Source organism: Bacillus sp. DC4300-2b2, assembly GCF_049895685.1.
In the GTDB taxonomy this organism is placed as follows: Bacteria; Bacillota; Bacilli; order Bacillales; family Bacillaceae; genus Bacillus; species Bacillus safensis.
This window is the reverse complement of the sequence record NZ_JAFCSW010000004.1, coordinates 139,755-156,728: the sequence shown is the minus strand read 5'-3', so window position 1 is coordinate 156,728 and position 16,974 is coordinate 139,755. Positions and strand designations below refer to the sequence as shown.

At 42.3% G+C, this 16,974-nt stretch carries 15 protein-coding genes; 9 read left to right on the top strand and 6 right to left on the bottom strand.

Going from position 1 to position 16,974, the window contains the following annotated elements; genetic code table 11:
* Positions 1 to 5 precede the first annotated feature (5 nt).
* The 3 genes from pruA to ACP69X_RS14660 all read left to right on the top strand — a co-directional run bounded on the left by pruA (position 6) and on the right by ACP69X_RS14660 (position 4,343).
* Positions 6 to 1,553 carry an L-glutamate gamma-semialdehyde dehydrogenase gene (gene pruA / locus ACP69X_RS14670; RefSeq protein ID WP_426052799.1) on the top strand — a complete coding sequence of 516 codons (1,548 nt, stop codon included), beginning with the start codon at positions 6 to 8 and terminating at the stop codon, positions 1,551 to 1,553.
* Between the two features lie 126 nt (positions 1,554 to 1,679).
* Positions 1,680 to 2,912 carry a PucR family transcriptional regulator gene (locus tag ACP69X_RS14665; RefSeq protein ID WP_426052798.1) on the top strand — a complete coding sequence of 411 codons (1,233 nt, stop codon included), beginning with the start codon at positions 1,680 to 1,682 and terminating at the stop codon, positions 2,910 to 2,912.
* Positions 2,913 to 3,044: 132 nt separating this feature from the next.
* A complete protein-coding gene (locus ACP69X_RS14660; RefSeq protein WP_039176390.1) occupies positions 3,045 to 4,343 on the top strand; it encodes an arsenic transporter in 1,299 nt (432 codons plus the stop codon).
* Positions 4,344 to 4,460: 117 nt separating this feature from the next.
* Here ACP69X_RS14660 and ACP69X_RS14655 read toward each other — a convergent pair whose 3' ends face one another.
* Positions 4,461 to 5,138: an amino acid ABC transporter permease gene (locus ACP69X_RS14655; protein WP_041088991.1), complete on the bottom strand. Its 678-nt coding sequence runs from the start codon at positions 5,136 to 5,138 to the stop codon at positions 4,461 to 4,463.
* 12 nt (positions 5,139 to 5,150) lie between these two features.
* Positions 5,151 to 6,023 carry a transporter substrate-binding domain-containing protein gene (locus ACP69X_RS14650; RefSeq protein ID WP_041088993.1) on the bottom strand — a complete coding sequence of 291 codons (873 nt, stop codon included), beginning with the start codon at positions 6,021 to 6,023 and terminating at the stop codon, positions 5,151 to 5,153.
* A gap of 181 nt (positions 6,024 to 6,204) precedes the next feature.
* On the opposite strand from ACP69X_RS14650, the gene ACP69X_RS14645 reads away from it, so the two are divergent.
* Complete coding sequence (locus tag ACP69X_RS14645; protein WP_041089315.1) at positions 6,205 to 6,534, top strand: YckD family protein; 330 nt, start codon at positions 6,205 to 6,207, stop codon at positions 6,532 to 6,534.
* A 42-nt stretch (positions 6,535 to 6,576) separates the two neighbouring features.
* Here ACP69X_RS14645 and ACP69X_RS14640 read toward each other — a convergent pair whose 3' ends face one another.
* Positions 6,577 to 7,341, bottom strand: coding sequence for an MBL fold metallo-hydrolase (locus ACP69X_RS14640; RefSeq protein WP_041088995.1), 765 nt, complete (start codon positions 7,339 to 7,341; stop codon positions 6,577 to 6,579).
* 115 nt (positions 7,342 to 7,456) lie between these two features.
* On the opposite strand from ACP69X_RS14640, the gene ACP69X_RS14635 reads away from it, so the two are divergent.
* Both ACP69X_RS14635 and ACP69X_RS14630 read left to right on the top strand, forming a co-directional pair.
* Entirely contained in the window at positions 7,457 to 7,873 is a 417-nt protein-coding gene (locus tag ACP69X_RS14635; protein ID WP_039176401.1) for an Lrp/AsnC family transcriptional regulator, read from the top strand.
* Between the two features lie 28 nt (positions 7,874 to 7,901).
* Positions 7,902 to 8,708, top strand: coding sequence for an aminoglycoside N(3)-acetyltransferase (locus ACP69X_RS14630; protein WP_041088997.1), 807 nt, complete (start codon positions 7,902 to 7,904; stop codon positions 8,706 to 8,708).
* A gap of 1 nt (position 8,709) precedes the next feature.
* On the opposite strand, the gene ACP69X_RS14625 is transcribed toward ACP69X_RS14630, so the two are convergent.
* The 3 genes from ACP69X_RS14625 to ACP69X_RS14615 all read right to left on the bottom strand — a co-directional run bounded on the left by ACP69X_RS14625 (position 8,710) and on the right by ACP69X_RS14615 (position 11,471).
* Positions 8,710 to 9,096, bottom strand: a complete 387-nt coding sequence (locus ACP69X_RS14625; protein WP_041088999.1) for a competence protein ComJ — start codon at positions 9,094 to 9,096, stop codon at positions 8,710 to 8,712.
* A 120-nt stretch (positions 9,097 to 9,216) separates the two neighbouring features.
* The gene (locus ACP69X_RS14620) at positions 9,217 to 10,914 is read right to left on the bottom strand and encodes a methyl-accepting chemotaxis protein (RefSeq protein WP_426052797.1); all 1,698 of its coding nucleotides are present in this window, start codon (positions 10,912 to 10,914) and stop codon (positions 9,217 to 9,219) included.
* A gap of 128 nt (positions 10,915 to 11,042) precedes the next feature.
* The gene (locus ACP69X_RS14615) at positions 11,043 to 11,471 is read right to left on the bottom strand and encodes a NucA/NucB deoxyribonuclease domain-containing protein (RefSeq protein ID WP_041089004.1); all 429 of its coding nucleotides are present in this window, start codon (positions 11,469 to 11,471) and stop codon (positions 11,043 to 11,045) included.
* Between the two features lie 367 nt (positions 11,472 to 11,838).
* Here ACP69X_RS14615 and ACP69X_RS14610 point away from each other — a divergent pair, with 367 nt between their 5' ends.
* The 3 genes from ACP69X_RS14610 to ACP69X_RS14600 are packed head-to-tail and all read left to right on the top strand — an operon-like array spanning position 11,839 to position 16,968.
* On the top strand, positions 11,839 to 13,908 hold the full coding sequence (locus tag ACP69X_RS14610) for a hydantoinase/oxoprolinase family protein (protein ID WP_426052796.1): 2,070 nt from the start codon (positions 11,839 to 11,841) through the stop codon (positions 13,906 to 13,908).
* Positions 13,898 to 15,886, top strand: coding sequence for a hydantoinase B/oxoprolinase family protein (locus tag ACP69X_RS14605; RefSeq protein ID WP_426052795.1), 1,989 nt, complete (start codon positions 13,898 to 13,900; stop codon positions 15,884 to 15,886). The genes ACP69X_RS14610 and ACP69X_RS14605 overlap by 11 nt, the downstream gene beginning before the upstream one ends.
* Positions 15,883 to 16,968 carry an ABC transporter substrate-binding protein gene (locus ACP69X_RS14600; RefSeq protein ID WP_073979740.1) on the top strand — a complete coding sequence of 362 codons (1,086 nt, stop codon included), beginning with the start codon at positions 15,883 to 15,885 and terminating at the stop codon, positions 16,966 to 16,968. The genes ACP69X_RS14605 and ACP69X_RS14600 overlap by 4 nt, the downstream gene beginning before the upstream one ends.
* Positions 16,969 to 16,974 lie beyond the last annotated feature (6 nt).

Here is a 16,974-nt window from a genome sequence, read left to right as displayed (position 1 = left end):
CAAAAATGACAACACCTTACAAGCATGAACCATTCACGGATTTTAGCCAGGAAGAAAACCGCAAAGCGTTTGAACAAGCATTAGCTAAAGTAACAGAATCACTTGGTCAAACCTATCCGCTCGTGATTAATGGAGAAAGAATTGAAACGAAGGACAAGATTGTTTCAATCAATCCAGCGAAAAAGGATGAAGTGGTTGGAACTGTATCAAAGGCCGGGAAGGAAGAGGCAGAACAAGCGGTTCAAGCAGCAGCGAAAGCATTTGAAACATGGCGCTATACGTCTCCTGAAGAAAGAGCAGGCGTATTATTCCGTGCTGCGGCAAGCATTCGCCGTAAAAAGCACGAGTATTCAGCCCTTCTTGTAAAAGAAGCAGGAAAGCCTTGGAATGAAGCAGATGCAGATACAGCAGAAGCGATTGATTTCCTAGAGTATTACGCTCGTCAAATGCTGGAGCTGGCGAAAGGCAAACCAGTGAACAGCCGCGAAGGGGAACGCAATCAATATGTGTACACACCAACTGGCGTGACACTCGTCATTCCGCCGTGGAACTTCTTATTTGCCATCATGGCAGGAACAACAGTAGCGCCAATCGTCACTGGGAATACAGTTGTTTTAAAACCAGCAAGTGCGACGCCTGTCATTGCAGCCCGTTTTGTGGAAGAGCTTGAGCGAGCCGGTCTTCCAAAGGGTGTTGTCAACTTTGTCCCTGGAAGCGGAGCAGAAGTTGGGGATTACTTAGTAGATCATCCGAAAACAAGTCTGATTACATTCACTGGATCAAGAGAAGTAGGGACACGTATCTTTGAACGCGCGGCAAAAGTGCAGCCAGGCCAGCAGCATTTAAAACGTGTCATTGCTGAAATGGGCGGTAAGGATACAGTAGTTGTTGATGCGGATGCAGATGTTGAATTAGCGGCTAATGCCATTTTCACATCAGCCTTCGGGTTTTCAGGTCAGAAATGTTCAGCTGGATCGCGGGCAGTCGTCCACGAGAAGCTGTATGACCAAGTGGTTGAGCGAGTGAAGGAAATCACAGAAACGAAAACAACAGCCAATCCGCTTTCTGCGGATGTCTACATGGGACCTGTCATTGATCAAGCGTCCTTTGACAAGATCACGGATTATATCGAGGTTGGCAAACAGGAAGGCCGCTTAGTCACTGGCGGAACGAGTGATGATTCGGAAGGATACTTTATCCACCCGACCATTTTTGCAGATCTTGAGCCGACTTCCCGTTTAATGCAAGAAGAAATCTTTGGACCAGTGTTGGCTTTCTCGAAAGTCTCAAGCTTTGATGAAGCACTTGAGGTAGCCAATAACACAGAATACGGTTTAACAGGGGCTGTCATTACGAATAATCGTGATCACATCAACCGTGCGAAGCAGGAGTTCCATGTGGGGAACCTTTACTTTAACCGTAACTGCACAGGTGCCATCGTTGGTTACCACCCATTCGGCGGCTTCAAAATGTCAGGAACGGATTCAAAAGCAGGCGGTCCAGATTACCTAGCTCTGCACATGCAGGCAAAAACGATTAGTGAAATGTTTTAATATGGAAAAAGCATGAACCTGCACTGATGGGTTCATGCTTTTTTTGCCTGTCTGCGACTTGTTTCTATACAAATCTGACTGGAAAGAAGTATGATAAATGTATCACTTAATCAGGGAGCAATCGGGATGGAAGAGATATTAGAAAAGCTGCATACATTTTTTGATGTCGATAAATTAATTGCATTTATTAGCGGGTATTTAAAGAAGCCAGTCATTTTAGAAAGCACAGAGTGTCAGCTCCTTGCTTATAATTCTTACAGCATTCAGCAGTTTGACCCAGTCAATCAGCAAACGATTTTCTCCAAGGAATGTCCGGGGGCTGTGGTCGATTGGTTAAAGAAAACAGGGGTAATCGAGCGGCTTTTCGCGGAATCAAAGCCTTTTTATGTGAGCGGTCATGACGAGCTCGGATTTAATCGGCGGGTGGCTGTGAGCGCCAAGCATAAACAAGAGGTAGTAGGCTTTATTTGGGTGCAGGACATTGAGGACTCCCTCACTCAGGAAGAGCTGAAATTTTTACACGAAGCTTCCTTTCAGGTTGGAAAAGTGATTTATAAGAATAAGAAACAGCTTGAGAAAAAGGAAGGCAAGATTGAAGAGTTTTTCAAAAAGGTCATGGATGATCATTTTTATACAGAAGAAGAGCTGAAATGGGAGGCTGAGAACTTAAGCATTCCACTGCCAGCCGTATTTACCGTTATGGTCGTGCACGCTGCCGATAACAAAAGTGAGACGGCAGAAGATGTGAAGGATGTCATTCGAACGTATTTGCAGCTAGAGGATAAAGTGAATCACGTCTATTCGGTTCAAGCAGATATCGTGGTTATATTAGGCAGCCTGTCAGATCGGCACTCACCGAAAGCGACTGCCGCTGATGTCATCGCACATCTGCAATCAAAAACGCATGCACATCCCTCCCCTTTGTATATCGGAATGGGAAGAGAGTATCGTGATGTCATGAAAATGAGTACAAGTCGATTTGAAGCGATAGAGGTCGTCAAGGCAGTGAAAATTGTTGGAGGACAAGACCTGATTCCATATGATTATGAGAATTTAGGGGTCTTCCGGTTTTTAGACTCCATTTACAGCCATCAAAAAAAGAAAAATGACTTCAATCCAGATTTGTTACGTTTGAAGGAAAAAGACCGCGAAAGTCAAACCTCGTTTTTAAAAACGCTTGAAGTCTACTTATTGAATAACTGCAAGCTAAAGCCAGCAGCGGAGCAGTTGTTTATTCATCAAAATACATTAAACTATCGAATGAAACAAATTTTTGACATGACGTCGATCGACTTAAGTCATTTTAGCCAGCGATGTGAGTTATTTATTGAATTGATGCTGATGAAAAAAGATCAATAATATATGATGGAATCCGCAGGTGCACGGATCACCTGCGGATTTTCATGTGAAATGCGAAAATGGCATACAACTGATGTATTTCGTTGTATGATAGATAAAGATTTTATGAGAAAAATGAAAGGGGGGCCACCTTTGGGTTCAGTCACCTTAGCCATTTTGATTTTCATCATGACCCTCGTCCTTGTCATTTGGCAGCCAGGACGTGTCACCATAGGATGGTCAGCATGTGGGGGCGCCATTCTTGCGCTTGCCTTTGGCGTCGTTCATCTGGGCGATGTGTGGGAAGTCACGCAAATTGTATGGAACGCCACCTTTGCTTTTATTGGTATTATTATCATTTCGTTAATTTTAGATGAGATCGGTTTTTTTGAATGGGCTGCACTGCATATGGCAAAAGCCGCAAGAGGCAACGGTGTCCGCATGTTTATCTATTTAACATTGCTCGGCGCTGTTGTGGCTGCTTTTTTTGCCAACGATGGAGCGGCACTGATTTTGACCCCAATCGTCTTATCTGTCGTGAGAGCGTTGAAGCTGGATGAGCGCATGGTGCTGCCTTTTGTGATGGCAAGCGGCTTTATTGCAGATACAACCTCCTTGCCATTTGTCATTAGTAACCTGGTCAATATCGTATCAGCCGACTATTTTCATATTGGTTTTCTAGAATATACAGCGAATATGTTCGTGCCAAACCTTGTGTCGCTTGGGGCGAGCATGCTGGTTCTGTATGTGTTTTACCGAAAGCTTATCCCAAAAACCTACGATCTGTCACAGGCGAAAGAGCCGGCATCAGCTATTCGAGATATCCGTATGTTCCGTTTGTCTTGGTATGTGCTTGGCTGTCTGCTTGTTGGTTATTTTGCGGGCGAGCTGATCGGTGTTCCAGTGTCCATTATTGTAGGCGGGATTGCCCTTGCTTTCTTGTGGCTGGCGAGAAGAAGTCCGCAAGTGGCGACAAAGCGAGTAATTAAAGAAGCGCCGTGGTCCATTGTGTTTTTCTCGATCGGTATGTATGTCGTCGTATATGGACTGAAAAATGTTGGCCTTACTGAAATTTTGGCGGCATGGATTGAACAAGGGGCTTCACATGGCTTGCTTGCAGGAACGATGTTTATGGGTGTACTTGCCGCAGTGCTGTCCTCTGTGATGAACAATCTGCCGACCGTTTTAATTGATGCGATTGCCATTGGACATACAGATACAGCAGGTGTCATGAGAGACGGACTGATTTATGCCAATGTTATCGGCTCCAATCTTGGACCGAAAATGACCCCAATCGGCTCATTGGCGACATTGCTGTGGCTTCATGTCTTAAAGAAAAAAGGCGTTCATATCTCTTGGGGGGCTTACATGAAAGCCGGAATCATCCTGACCATCCCAACCTTGATCCTCACTTTACTCGGATTATATGTGTGGTTATGGCTTATTCATTAATCATCGTGTAGACAAACCCTCGCATTCGCCCGCAGGTCTGCGCTCCGGTGCTTAGGGCTGCAAAGGTTTTCTATCACGCTGAAAAAGAGCAGATCCATGAGATCTGCTCTTTTTTTGCTACAGATATTTCGCATAGCGTTTTTCTAAAAAGTCCTGAAGCAATGAGACGACACTGCAAATGCCCCAGTAAATGAGTGCGACCAAAATATACATGGTCATATAATCAAATTCTCGTCCGCCTACAATTTTTGCTTGCTGGAAGAGCTCTGGTACAGTAATCATCGCTGCCAGTGAGGAAGCTTTGATTAAATCAAGCATGACATTGGTCAATGGCGGCAAGGCGATGCGGACGGATTGAGGCAAAATGACACCGCGCATCGTTTGCCAATAGCTGAGACCTAATGATTTAGCGGCTTCCACCTGTCCATTTGGAACAGAGGAGAGGGCCGCCCGATTAATTTCTGCAATATAGGCAGCACTATTGAAGCTGAACCCAATAATGGCGGCAGTGACTGCTGTAAACTCAATGCCGATATAAGGGAACCCAAAATAAAGAATAAACAAAATCACCAGAATGGGCACGCCTCGCATGAATGAGATATACAGCCGTGCAGGCAGCTTAAGAATCCATGAATTCGCCATCCTGGCAAGAGCGATAAAAAAACCAAGAATGGTACCAAAAAACATGCTCACAAAGGAAATGAGCAGCGTCAGCCAGATGCCTTTCATGACAAACGGAAATGACGCCTTTGCCAGTGCAGGATTAAATATATATTCTAAATGAATATCTCCCACGGTTGCGGCTCCTTATTTGGAAATGTCGACATCTTCGACATCAGCATCAATTTTCTTTGAGACGTCTGCATGATTAAAGAATTTCTCAGAAATCTTTTTCATTGTTCCGTCTTTTTTCATGTCGCTTAATACACGATTCAATTCTTTTTGAAGCTCTTTGTTGTCCTTCTTCATGACAAAACCTTGTTCATTCGGCATGTATTTCAAGTCAGGATGAATCGTAATATTTAATTTAGGAAATGCAGCAAGAGCTAGTGTCTGCAAGTAATAATCATTTAAAATGACATCTGTTCGGCCGTTTGCAACATCCTTTAAGTATTGCTCGTTTGTCGCATTATCATAAATGACTTCCTTTGCACCGTACTTACGAGCGACATCCATGTAAATCGTCGTGGCAGCACCTGCTGCTTTCTTTCCTTTTAGGTCTTTTAAAGTTTTAATGCCAGATAAATCATCTTTCCGTACGATAGCCGTTCCGTAGGAATATTTATAAGGGGTTGAAAAGGCAAACTTGTCTTTTCTATCATCTGTGATGTCAATATCATTTGCAGCGGCATCAACTTGACCAGAATTAATGGCGCTCAGCATCCCGTCATAACCCATTTCTTTAAATTCTACTTTCACATCAAGACGTTTAAACGCTTCTTTGACAACTTCTACTTCATAGCCAGTTAATCGATCCTTGCCATTAGAAGTATCATGATAAGAAGTTGGATAAAGGGTGCCTGAAGTTGCAACCACGATTTTTCCCTTCTTTTTAATCTCATCCCACTTTGTGTCTCCGGATTGAGATGGGCCTGATTGACTGCAAGCAGACATGATAAGGATAAAAGCAGATACAACTAGCATGATCCATATAGGTTTTTTATGATAAAAACGACTCATTTAAGAATCCTCCTCTATTTTTGATACAAAACAAAACATAGCATGCTTTTTCTGTAAGGACAACGTTTTCAGAAGAAAAGTGAAAAAGTAAGAATATTATAAGCAATTCGCGTGTTGAAATAATGTATAAAAAAGGAAAGTGAGCGCAAAATAAAGGCGAATAAAGGAGGGAACAACAATGATGAAAAAAATAAGTGGTTTGATCATCTTGTCGATGTTGCTGTTATTTGGTTTTCAGATAGAAACGGCTCATGGAGAAACACCTCAAATGGAAAAGCGTCCGGTGACACACCAAGTGAAATTAACAGCAGAACAACAAAAACAAATTGAAATCCTTGAGCAGCAAATTCTTTCTAAGCGAAAAGAAGTCATTGAGAAATATGTACAGTATGGCGTGTTAACAAAGGAACAAGGCACACACATCACGAAACGAATGGATGAGCATTACACTCATTTGAAAAAGAACGGATTTGTTCCATTGCTGAAAAAACCACAGCACCATCGCCCATAATAATGATAAAACCGGCAGCGAGGTGCCGGTTTTTTATTGTGATCAGAAGGTGAGACTTTCCCCATCTTGAGGGACAAAAATGGCTTGATCTGCATGATGCTCTTGAATGTAAGCTTCTAAAGCAGCTCTTGTTAACAAGCAATGATTCACAGCTTCAAGATGACAGGCGACTATTTGAGCTTTTGGCTGAGAACGGTGAATGTCTAAAATTTCTTCCTTAGTCATGGTAATCGGATCGCCTTCTAAAAATTGAGCAGCTCCGCTATTGACCACAATGACGTCTGGCTTGCATGTATTCACAACCTCTTTCGGTTCATCACACCAAATGGTATCACCTGCAATATAAAGGGTAGGTTCATCAGGGTGAGAGAAAACAAAACCGCTCACCTGCCCCATCCGCTTCGCCGTGTCTCCCGTTCCGTGCTGTCCACCTGTACGTTTAATATGAACGCCGCAAATGTCCATTTCATCTTCAATGCATGTGACATGCTGAAATCCAGCTTCTTCAACTTCTTTTCGATCCTTCTCCGATTGAGTATAAATTGGCCCATCTTGAGCTAATTTCCTTTTGGCCTCATCGTCAAAATGGTCCACATGTAAATGAGTGAGTAAGACAGCATCTGGATGTAATAGACTGTCTAAATCAATGTTTACAGGTAGCTCCACAATAGGGTTGTTCAAATGTTGATTTGCTGTATGAGGGAACGGTGGATATGTTCCTTTTGCTGCCAAAAAGGGATCGATTAAAAAAGTTGAATGACCATAGTGAAGGTATAAAGTAGCATTGCGAATGAGTGTAATTTTCATAAAAAGGCCTCCTTTTTTTCTGATTAAGTTTACAGTATATTAAAAGAGTTCTATGTGACAGAGGATCATGAAAGTCTTTTATCGGAAGGGCTTGATTTTTGAAAGAGGTGAGCCAATGCTAGACCAAACAGATATGAATATTTTAAAAGAACTATCAAAGAATAGCCGATTAACGATGAAAGCTCTAGGTGAAAAAGTTCATTTAACCGGCCAAGCTGTTGCAAATCGGGTGTTAAAGCTAGAAGAAGAAGGCGTGATCGAAGCATATACCATTTCAATTGATTGGCAGACGCAAAAGACGATTCAAACATTTTTGCAGCTCTATACCCGTAGTCATCATCATGAACCACTTCTGTCGTTTCTCTATGAAAAGGAAGAAATCAAGAATTTGTTCAAAATAAGTGGTGAGGGCTGTTATATGGCTGAAGGACATTTCTCGAGTCATGATGAGCTTGATCAGTTTTTAACGGAGCTGACAAATTACGCAAATTACAAACTGTCTATTGCGGTTAAACGTCTCATTCATCAATAATCGAAGAGACGCAGGAGGAAAAAGAACGATGCAAAAATTAATAGAAAATCAAGCTGAACCGATGACAAAGGAAAGAATCAAAGCAGACTTGGAACAACTTGGTGTGAAAAAGGGCATGATTTTATGTGTTCACTCATCTTTATCATCCATCGGCTGGGTAAACGGAGGTGCTGTAGCCGTCATACAAGCATTGATGGAAACCTTAACAGAAGAGGGGACACTGATTATGCCGGCACAAACGTTAGAGCTTTCTGATCCTGCCGATTGGATTGATCCGCCTGTTCCTTATTCATGGTGGAAATCGATCAAAGAAACAATGCCCGCATTTGACCCAGCCTACACGACGCCAACAGCAATGGGAAAGGTAGCGGAAACATTTTGGAAATACCCAGGCGTGGCGAGAAGCAATCATCCTCATTTTTCATTCACAGCCTGGGGGAAAAGAAAACATGAAATTCTGAAACACCATGCACTTTCCTTCGGATTAGGAGAGCATTCACCTCTTGGCCGTATGTATGATCTTCATGCTCAAGTGCTGCTGCTTGGTACAACATTTGAGAGCATGACAGCTTTTCATCTAGCTGAATACCGAATCCCTCAGCAGGACCTCATGACAAGAGGAGCCCCTATTTTAGAAAATGGGTGGAGGGTATGGAAAGAGTACCAAGATATCATCACAAGAGAAGAACTATTTGAACAGATTGGCCGTGATTTTCTGCAATCAGGAGGCCTCCATCAGCACAATCAAATCGGACTTGCCAGTTCATATTTATTGCCAGTGAGAGAATCGGTAGACTATGCGGAAAAGTGGCTTGATTTATACGATCAGTCGTAATCTACACTGTTTGGAAATTTACATAATAAACGTCTTGATCAGGCTGCTGTGAGGTATAGCAGGTAAGCTGATAGTCTCCTTTTGGAATGGAGAAAGACAGTACATGAGCCATGACGCTTGTGATATAAACTTGATCACTTGTATGCGTAAAGGGCACTGTTATGGCTCTATCAATAGAGACTTGGGGCTCATCGCTATTTAATGTCACAATAATAGACGCCTTTCCATTATTGATTCCTTCAAAGGAAACTCCTTGATCTCCAGTTGCAAATCCTTGAAAAATGTCCTCATCTGTCCAATCAATGACAGGTGGTGTTTCGCTTCCGGTGTATACCGTGATTTGGTGGTAGGAGATAGATAGAGAATAGGCTTGATTTAAGTGATTCATATAAAAAACTCCTTTATTCATGGATTTTCGATGAAATGTAAATGGTTGAAAGAGTCATTCTTGAGGAGAAAGTTAGGCAGCAAGACGATTGTCGCCGTCTTGCGCTATTTGTTGTGGGATCTAGATGTGAAATTGTGAGACCATTGCTTTTAAATCTCCTGCTAAATGGGCAAGCGCTTCTGATGAAGCTGTTACTTCTTCCATTGCAGCAAATTGTTCTTCTGTTAAACCGGCTACTTGCTGTGAATGTTCACTCGTTCGTTTAACGTCTTCTGTAATAGACGCAAAAGATTGTTTCGCATCGTTTGTATAAGCTGCGATTTTTTGTGATGCACTCGATAAATGCTTAATGCCATCTGCCATTTCTCTCATGGACTGCTGGATATCATGAAATGATTCCTCTGTATGAGAGATAAGGACAGCCCCTTGAGCCGCTTCCTCTCTTACTCGTTTGATGGCATTCGTCGAATGAGTCATCTCTTTTTGTATTTCAGAAATGAGATGGGAAATCATGTTTGATGATGCTTGAGATTCTTCAGCGAGCTTTCTCACTTCGTCTGCGACAACAGCAAAGCCTTTTCCATGCTCACCTGCCCGTGCTGCTTCGATTGCTGCATTAAGAGCAAGCAGGTTTGTCTGGCTGGCGATATCAGTAATGACTTTGGAAATATGATCAATTTCAGCTGAACGTGTTTCCAATGCTTGAATTGCTGTACCGTTTTCTTCAATTGATTTTGCAATAGACGTCATTTGTGAATGAACTTCACCGATATCGTGTACACCTTTTTGGGCCATTTCTTGTGCGGAGTGACTTCTTGAAGCCATTTGTCCTGCATTTTCAGTAATGTTTGCCAGCTCGTTTGATACTTGAATCATCGTGTGTTCACTGGCTGTCATTTGAGCTGACTGTTCTTCTGAAGATTGTGCCACTTCTTGGATCGTGTGGGTGATTTTTTCTGATGCTGCACTTGTTTCTTCTGCGCTAGCTGACAGCTGCTCAGAGGATGTGGCCACTGCTTCAGACGTGTTCATGACATTTAGAATGGTTTGATTTAGTTTTTCACGCATCTTATTGAAATGACCAGCAAGGTCAGACAATTCATCACCGGCAGTATCTGTCACATTGATGGTTAAATGACCTTCGCCTGCACTCTTAATGGCAGAAGCGATATGCTTGAGACGTGCCTGAATCCGTTTAGTGAAAATAGAAATAATGATGGCCGAAACGATCAGACTTAACAAAAGGACGATGACAAATTGTATATAGAATGACTGAAGCATTTGTGAAATCATGCTTTGATTGGCGCCAGTATAAAAAATACCAATTGTTTCGCCTGCTTCATTTTTGATCGGCATATAAGCCGTTTGATAATCTTTCCCGGCAACATTTGCTGTGCCGTAATAGTGTTCTCCTTTATCTAAAACAGTGGTTTTCACTTCAGGAGAGACTTCTGTACCTACAGCTCGTTTCCCGTTTAACATGACATTCGTAGCAACACGGGTATTTCCTTGGAAAATCGTGATGGTATCACCGGTATATTCGGCTAATTGATCAACCAATTGGTCATGATCATTGATTTGCGTATTTCCTTTGTATAGCTTGTCCTCTTTTATCTGCCACGAGCCTGCCACTTTTTCATTTAGGTAGGCGTAGCCTAGCTTTAAATCACCTTTTGCTTTTTCAGTTGCCATTTGCTTGATGTTTTCCGTCATTTCGCGATTCACCACATAACCAACAACTGCGGAAAAGATGATGAGGACACTTAAAAAGATCAGCAAAATTTTGGCACCAAGCCTCAGTTTTCCCTTTTTCTTCATGCTTTTTGACTCCTTTAGGTATAAGGTAGGATATCCCTCCTTAAGGATTATCGGCATGAAAAAAGTGTTTAAAATACTTGCAAGCAGTCATGTGAAAATTTTTTTAATATAGAAAAGGGAAAGGCGGGCTAATCGATGATAAATTGAATTCTTGTGCCGTCAGGATCATCCGATAATTGATGACTTACCCACGAGCCTGCGCCTCTATTATCAGAAGGGCGTACATATTTGACAGAAGCTCCACTGCCTCCTTCTTTGCACATCGCCATTGGCCATTCGTCTCGGTCATACCCGTGCTTTGTTGGAATGCCATGTAGTGATCGATCTCTCTGCTCATCACTATGTTTACGGTCAATTGTACAAATGGAAGAATGACCTTCATCAATGGCTTCTTCTATGTGCTTGGCTGTTTCGGGATAGCGGTCTGATGGAAAATGAATCGTTTTGTCATAAGATGAATTCGCTGTCTCTTGTTTCCCTTGCTCCAGCTGGATATAGCCTGTTGCTACACCAATAACAATCAATAAAAGCAAGAGAATCATTTTAAGAAGTTTCATAGATGCTGGCTCTCTTTCTTGTTTGTTTATTTTGTAAACAGAAGTATAGCAGAATTACTTACCAATTTCTCCTGGTTTTGAAAAAACGTCTTTTAAAATTCAAAAAACGGATTTTACTTAATTTCTTGCTTTTCACTTTTGTAGAAAATCATAAAAATTTTAATTTTGTGAGTCAGAAAACGAATATGCTCATTCAAAATGGCTTTATCATTGCTTTTTTGGCTAATTTCAAGAATTTAACACACAGAAATTTCAAAAAAATAAAATTGACTAGACCGATATGCTTTAATAATATGGAGTCAAATATCAAAAAATGTCGTAATTTATCAAAATATGATTCTAATTACATTGTAGGAGGGGAGTACAAATGGCGGATGTCTCATACCGGCTCGGAATAGACATAGGCGGAACATTTACTGATTTATCGCTGATAAATGAAGCAACAGGGGAGCTGACTGAACTCAAGACACCCACAGTGACTGATGACCCTGCTCAAGGAATTATCAATGGGTTAAATCTTCTAAAAAAAAGAGGTGTTGATTTATCCAACATCCAATACCTCGTTCACGGAATGACAATCGGTCTTAATACATTATTGCAGCGAAAAGGAGCAGATCTAGCCCTTTTTGTGACAGAAGGATTTCAAGATATATTGTCACTTCAACGTTTACGACTACCCATTCCTTATGACTTCAATTCTCGTTTGCCAGAACCATTGATACCACGGAAGCATGTTTATCCAATCTCTGAAAGGTTGATACACGATGGTACGATCAAAAAACCTCTCCATCTGCAGCAATTAGATGATGCAGTCCAGCATGTTATATCTAAAAAGCTAGCAGGTATCGTCATTTCTTTTTTACATAGCTATCAAAACCCAGTTCATGAATTACAGGCAAAAGCTTATATCAATCATCATTATCCACAGTTAGAAGTCCTTACCTCATCTGAATTATGGCCTCAAATGAGGGAATACGAGCGTACAGTGATGTCTGTTGTTAATTTGTACATTCAACCTAAGGTGAAACAGTATTTGCAAACATTGAAAAGCCGTTTAAAGGAAGAAGGTGTACCAATTTCTCCATACATTACACAATCAAATGGTGGTTTAATGGATGCAGAAAGTGCGGCAACCTCGCCTGTTAAGACTCTCTTTTCTGGTCCGGCAGCTGGTGTCATCGGTGCGGCAAGAATTGCAGCATCAGCGAGTGAACCTAACCTGATCACTTTTGATGTCGGGGGGACGAGTGCAGATATATCGATTATTCAAAATGGACAGCCTACAATGGCTCAATCGAATCAGCTTTCAGGTTTCCCAATTATTCTTCCATCTGTTGCGATGTATTCAATAGGGGCAGGAGGAGGTTCGATAGCATGGATTGATCAAGGCGGACTTCTAAAAGCAGGACCGGAATCAGTTGGGTCAAACCCGGGACCAGCTTCGTATGGAAAGGGAGAAAAAGCAGCTTTAACTGATGCGTTTCTCATATGCGGTTATCTCAATCAAGAACGTTTTGCCGGAGGACATTTACAATTACAACTGTCTGCGGCGAAAAAGGCCTTTCAGCCAATTGCTGATCAGCTCAACAAAACGGTTGAAGAGGCGGCTGACCAGCTCATTCAAGTAGCCGTAGCCAATATGTACACAGAATTAAGCAATGTGATGGAGCAGCAAGGATTTGACCCTAGAGATTTTAGTTTGTTGGCATTTGGCGGAGCAGGGCCGGTTGTGGCGAATTTCCTTGCGAGAGAAATTCATGCGAAAAATGTAGTTGTTCCTCCAAGTCCTGGTACATTATGTGCGTTAGGTGCTTTAACAGCTGATTTTATCCATGATGCGGTGCTGTCGAAGAAAATATGTTTACAAGACTATTCGATCAACCAACTAAAACAAGATTATGAGAAGCTGTCACGAAAAGCGACTGATTGGGTCAGCCAGCAGAACATTCAGCATATCAATCAGACATCCATTCTCTTATTAGCAGATGCACGTTATCAAGGGCAGGCATTTGAGATTGAATTGCCATTATCGATTAATTGGCTAAAGCAAGAACAAGACATCCACCAACTCATTGAAGCCTTTCACAAATTGCATCAGCGTCAATATGGTCATAGGGATGATCAGGCAAGAATCGAGTTTACTCATTTACGCGTTCGAGTCATAGGCGAGACGCCTCCGCTGCCTTTTTCACCTGTTCATGAAAGCAGCGGACAGTCTTTGAAACCAAATGAATATAGACGAATTTTTATAGAAGAAAAAGAATACAAAGCATCGGTTTATAACCGGGATACGCTGTCAGTAGGCTCTATTATCAATGGGCCTGCCGTTATTGAGCAGGATGATACAACAACATTGATTTTGCCAAACTGGACAGGCAGCATTGATCCATCAGGTAACTTAGTGATTTCAAAGGAGGCGGCTTTACATGAGAACTGACCCAGCAAAGCTTGAGATGATGCGCAGTTATTTTAATGCGATTGCATCAGGTATGGGGCATGTCATTGAACGGACGTCATTTACGACCTTCGTCAAAGAATCTGCTGACTTTGCGACAGCATTAGCCACGCCTTCTGGAGATTTCTTTGTTTATCCGAAGACAGTGGGTGTGACGATCTTTTTAGGGCTGAGTCTAAAAAAAGCGATTGAAGAAATCGGGCCGATGCAGCAGGGAGACATTATCATCACTAATGATCCTTATACGACAGATGGTTTGGCAACTCATCTGCCAGATGTCCATATTATTAAGCCGATTTTTGTAGATGGTGAAATCGTAAGCTTTGCTTGGTCTTTTGTTCATGTCAGTGATGTGGGTGGACTTGTGCCTTCGAGTATTTCACCCACAGCAACGGATGTTCATCAAGAAGGATTAAGAATTCCGCCAGTAAAAATTTATGAGGGCGGGAAAGAGAATCATGTCGTACGTACCTTTTTAAGAGCTAACAGCCGAGCAAGTCATTTAAATGATGGTGATATCAATGCGATGATTGCTGCAGTTAATACAGCAGATATTCGGTTAAAAGAAATGATTGAGAAATTTGGAAAAAACGAAGTGAAACAAGGAATGATAGACTTGCTGAAGCAAGCCGAGGATCGTGCTGGAAAGGTCATTGAAGCTATACCGGATGGAACGAGTGAATTTGCTGATTATTTAGATGATGATATGATCTCAGACGTCCCGATTCGGTTAAAAATCAAGCTAACGATCAAAGGGAAACGGCTGACGCTCGATTTTTCTGAGTGTGACCCGCAAGTAAAAACAGCCTTTAACCTTGTTACCAATGGTCAGAAGCATTCCTTTCTTTATCAAGGGTTGATTAATTACATCATTAGTAAGGATCCTTTTATACCGATTAATGGTGGAATAACGTATCCGATTGACGTGATCTCTCCTAAAGGAACGCTTGTGCATCCAGAATATCCGGCCTCTGTCGGGATTCGTCATTCGATTACGATGAGGCTGTACAATGTCGTGCTAGGCGCGATTGGTAAGCTGCTGCCTGAAGCAGTACCGGCAGCAGGTGCAGGTCAATCTGCCATTGTTGTTCTCTCTGTACCTGATGATCAAACGAGTGGCAGGAAAATGTCCGTTGTCGAACCATTAGGCGGAGGCGGAGGTGCTCAAAATGGTACTGATGGAGTGGACGGTATTGATCATTCGTCAGGCTTTTTGAAGAATACCCCAATTGAGAGTTTGGAACAGCATATTGATATTCATGTTCACCGATATGAGCTTCTGCCGAATACAGGTGGAGCTGGTGAAAATCGAGGCGGACATGCGATTGGTTTGGAATTTGAAATGATGAAGCCTGAATCGATGGTGACAGCTCGAGGAATGGAACGGATAAAGTTTCAGCCTTGGGGTTTAATGGGCGGCCGAGCAGGAGCAGTTGGTGAGGTCAAGCTGATCACAGCTAACGGTGAGAAACAAGACCAGCCCAAAATAGATGTTCTGCGACTTGAAAAAGGCGATATCGTTCAATTGGTTTCACCAAGTGGAGGCGGCTGGGGGAATCCATTTGCCAGAAAGAAAGAAAAAGTCCTTCAGGAAGTGGAAGCAGGTCTATTAAGTGAAGAAAGAGCGCTGCAGCAATATGGTGTTAAAGTGTATTTAGACGAAAATGAATGGAAGATTGATGAGGAGCAGACGAGCTGGGTGCGTGAAAAGGCTGATGATCCTGTATCTACTAACGTGTGGGATTTTGGAGAGCAAAGAGCAGCTTATGAGAAAGTATGGACGGACGAAGCCAGCAGTGAGCTAGCCGTTCAGCTGCGTTCCTATCCGGCTAATGAACGTACGCACTATAAACATGCAGTTCATCAATATTTCAGTCATAGAAATGAGCCGTTAACAAAGGAAGATATTACTCAAGCACTTCGTCAAATGAATGGACAAAAAGGGGGAAATGAATCATGAAAAGAAGATTAATCGCTATTGTTGCAGGCATCCTATCCATCGTTGTACTGCTGACCGCTTGTGGTGGAAATGGAAAGGATCAAGGCAAACAGCAGCAGACTGTGATTGTTGGCGTATATGGAGGCGATTGGGAAAAGAATATCAAACCAATCCTTGAAAAGTTTGAAAAAGATACCGGAATTAAAGTGCAGACCGTCTCTGGAGCGGATTCTGAATGGTTTACAAAATTAAAAGCGTCAAATGGGAAAAATCCACCATATGACTTACTTATCTTGCAGCCTGATACGATTCAAAGAGGAATTGCAGCAAACGTTCTTGCGCCAATCGATGAAGATCAAGCGCCGAATGTCAAAAAGCTTTACCGTTCTGTCCAAAAGAAGCTGACTGTGAATGGAAAACAATATGCAGCAGGCTTTAGTATGGGGCAGCTTGGAATTGCTTATAGAAAAGACCTCGTCAAGCAGGAACCAAACAGCTGGACTGATCTATGGAGCAGTCAGCTGAAAGGGAAGGTAGCCATTTCATCTCCGACTTATTCAGCTGGTTTGCAATTTTTCTCTGCACTTGTTCATGCACAAGGGGGAACAGAATCAAATCCTAAGGATATTGATAAAGCATTTAAAAGTCTCGCGCAACTAAAAGGTCATGTCGCTGCTTTTCCGGATAACCCAGGATCGATTCAAACCTTGTTAGAACGTGGGGATGTCGCAGCTGTTCCGTATTGGGACGGGCGAGTATTTGCACTTGAAGAAGAAGGAATGGATATTGGTTTCTCATATCCGAAAGAAGGCGCTGTTGCAGCTGTAGCGAGCTGGGCTTTAACGAAGGGAAGTCAGCACGAAGAAGCGGCATACAAACTATTAAACTACTTGAGTGGAAAAGAAGCTCAGGAGGCTTTCTCGGAAAAATCTTATTATGGCATGTCGAATTCTGATGTGAAATACGATGACAAGATTAAGGGGAAAGTGAAAGTTGGAGAAAATTATTACAGCAAGCTGACTTGGGTAGATTATGAAACAGCAACCTCTGAGCTTGGCAATTGGACAAATCGATGGAACGAAGTATTAGGCGGAGGAAAATAGGTGATC

Excerpts from the sequence above, each read along its gene's own strand:
- ACP69X_RS14665 (WP_426052798.1), top strand. The coding sequence starts at position 1,680 with ATGGAAGAGATATTAGAAAAGCTGCATACATTTTTTGATGTCGATAAA.
- ACP69X_RS14620 (WP_426052797.1), bottom strand. The coding sequence starts at position 10,914 with ATGAAGAAAAAGGGAAAACTGAGGCTTGGTGCCAAAATTTTGCTGATC.
- ACP69X_RS14605 (WP_426052795.1), top strand. The coding sequence starts at position 13,898 with ATGAGAACTGACCCAGCAAAGCTTGAGATGATGCGCAGTTATTTTAAT.
- ACP69X_RS14615 (WP_041089004.1), bottom strand. The coding sequence starts at position 11,471 with ATGAAACTTCTTAAAATGATTCTCTTGCTTTTATTGATTGTTATTGGT.
- ACP69X_RS14630 (WP_041088997.1), top strand. The coding sequence starts at position 7,902 with ATGCAAAAATTAATAGAAAATCAAGCTGAACCGATGACAAAGGAAAGA.
- ACP69X_RS14610 (WP_426052796.1), top strand. The coding sequence starts at position 11,839 with ATGGCGGATGTCTCATACCGGCTCGGAATAGACATAGGCGGAACATTT.
- ACP69X_RS14625 (WP_041088999.1), bottom strand. The coding sequence starts at position 9,096 with ATGAATCACTTAAATCAAGCCTATTCTCTATCTATCTCCTACCACCAA.
- ACP69X_RS14640 (WP_041088995.1), bottom strand. The coding sequence starts at position 7,341 with ATGAAAATTACACTCATTCGCAATGCTACTTTATACCTTCACTATGGT.
- ACP69X_RS14650 (WP_041088993.1), bottom strand. The coding sequence starts at position 6,023 with ATGAGTCGTTTTTATCATAAAAAACCTATATGGATCATGCTAGTTGTA.
- ACP69X_RS14645 (WP_041089315.1), top strand. The coding sequence starts at position 6,205 with ATGAAAAAAATAAGTGGTTTGATCATCTTGTCGATGTTGCTGTTATTT.
- ACP69X_RS14635 (WP_039176401.1), top strand. The coding sequence starts at position 7,457 with ATGCTAGACCAAACAGATATGAATATTTTAAAAGAACTATCAAAGAAT.
- pruA (WP_426052799.1), top strand. The coding sequence starts at position 6 with ATGACAACACCTTACAAGCATGAACCATTCACGGATTTTAGCCAGGAA.
- ACP69X_RS14600 (WP_073979740.1), top strand. The coding sequence starts at position 15,883 with ATGAAAAGAAGATTAATCGCTATTGTTGCAGGCATCCTATCCATCGTT.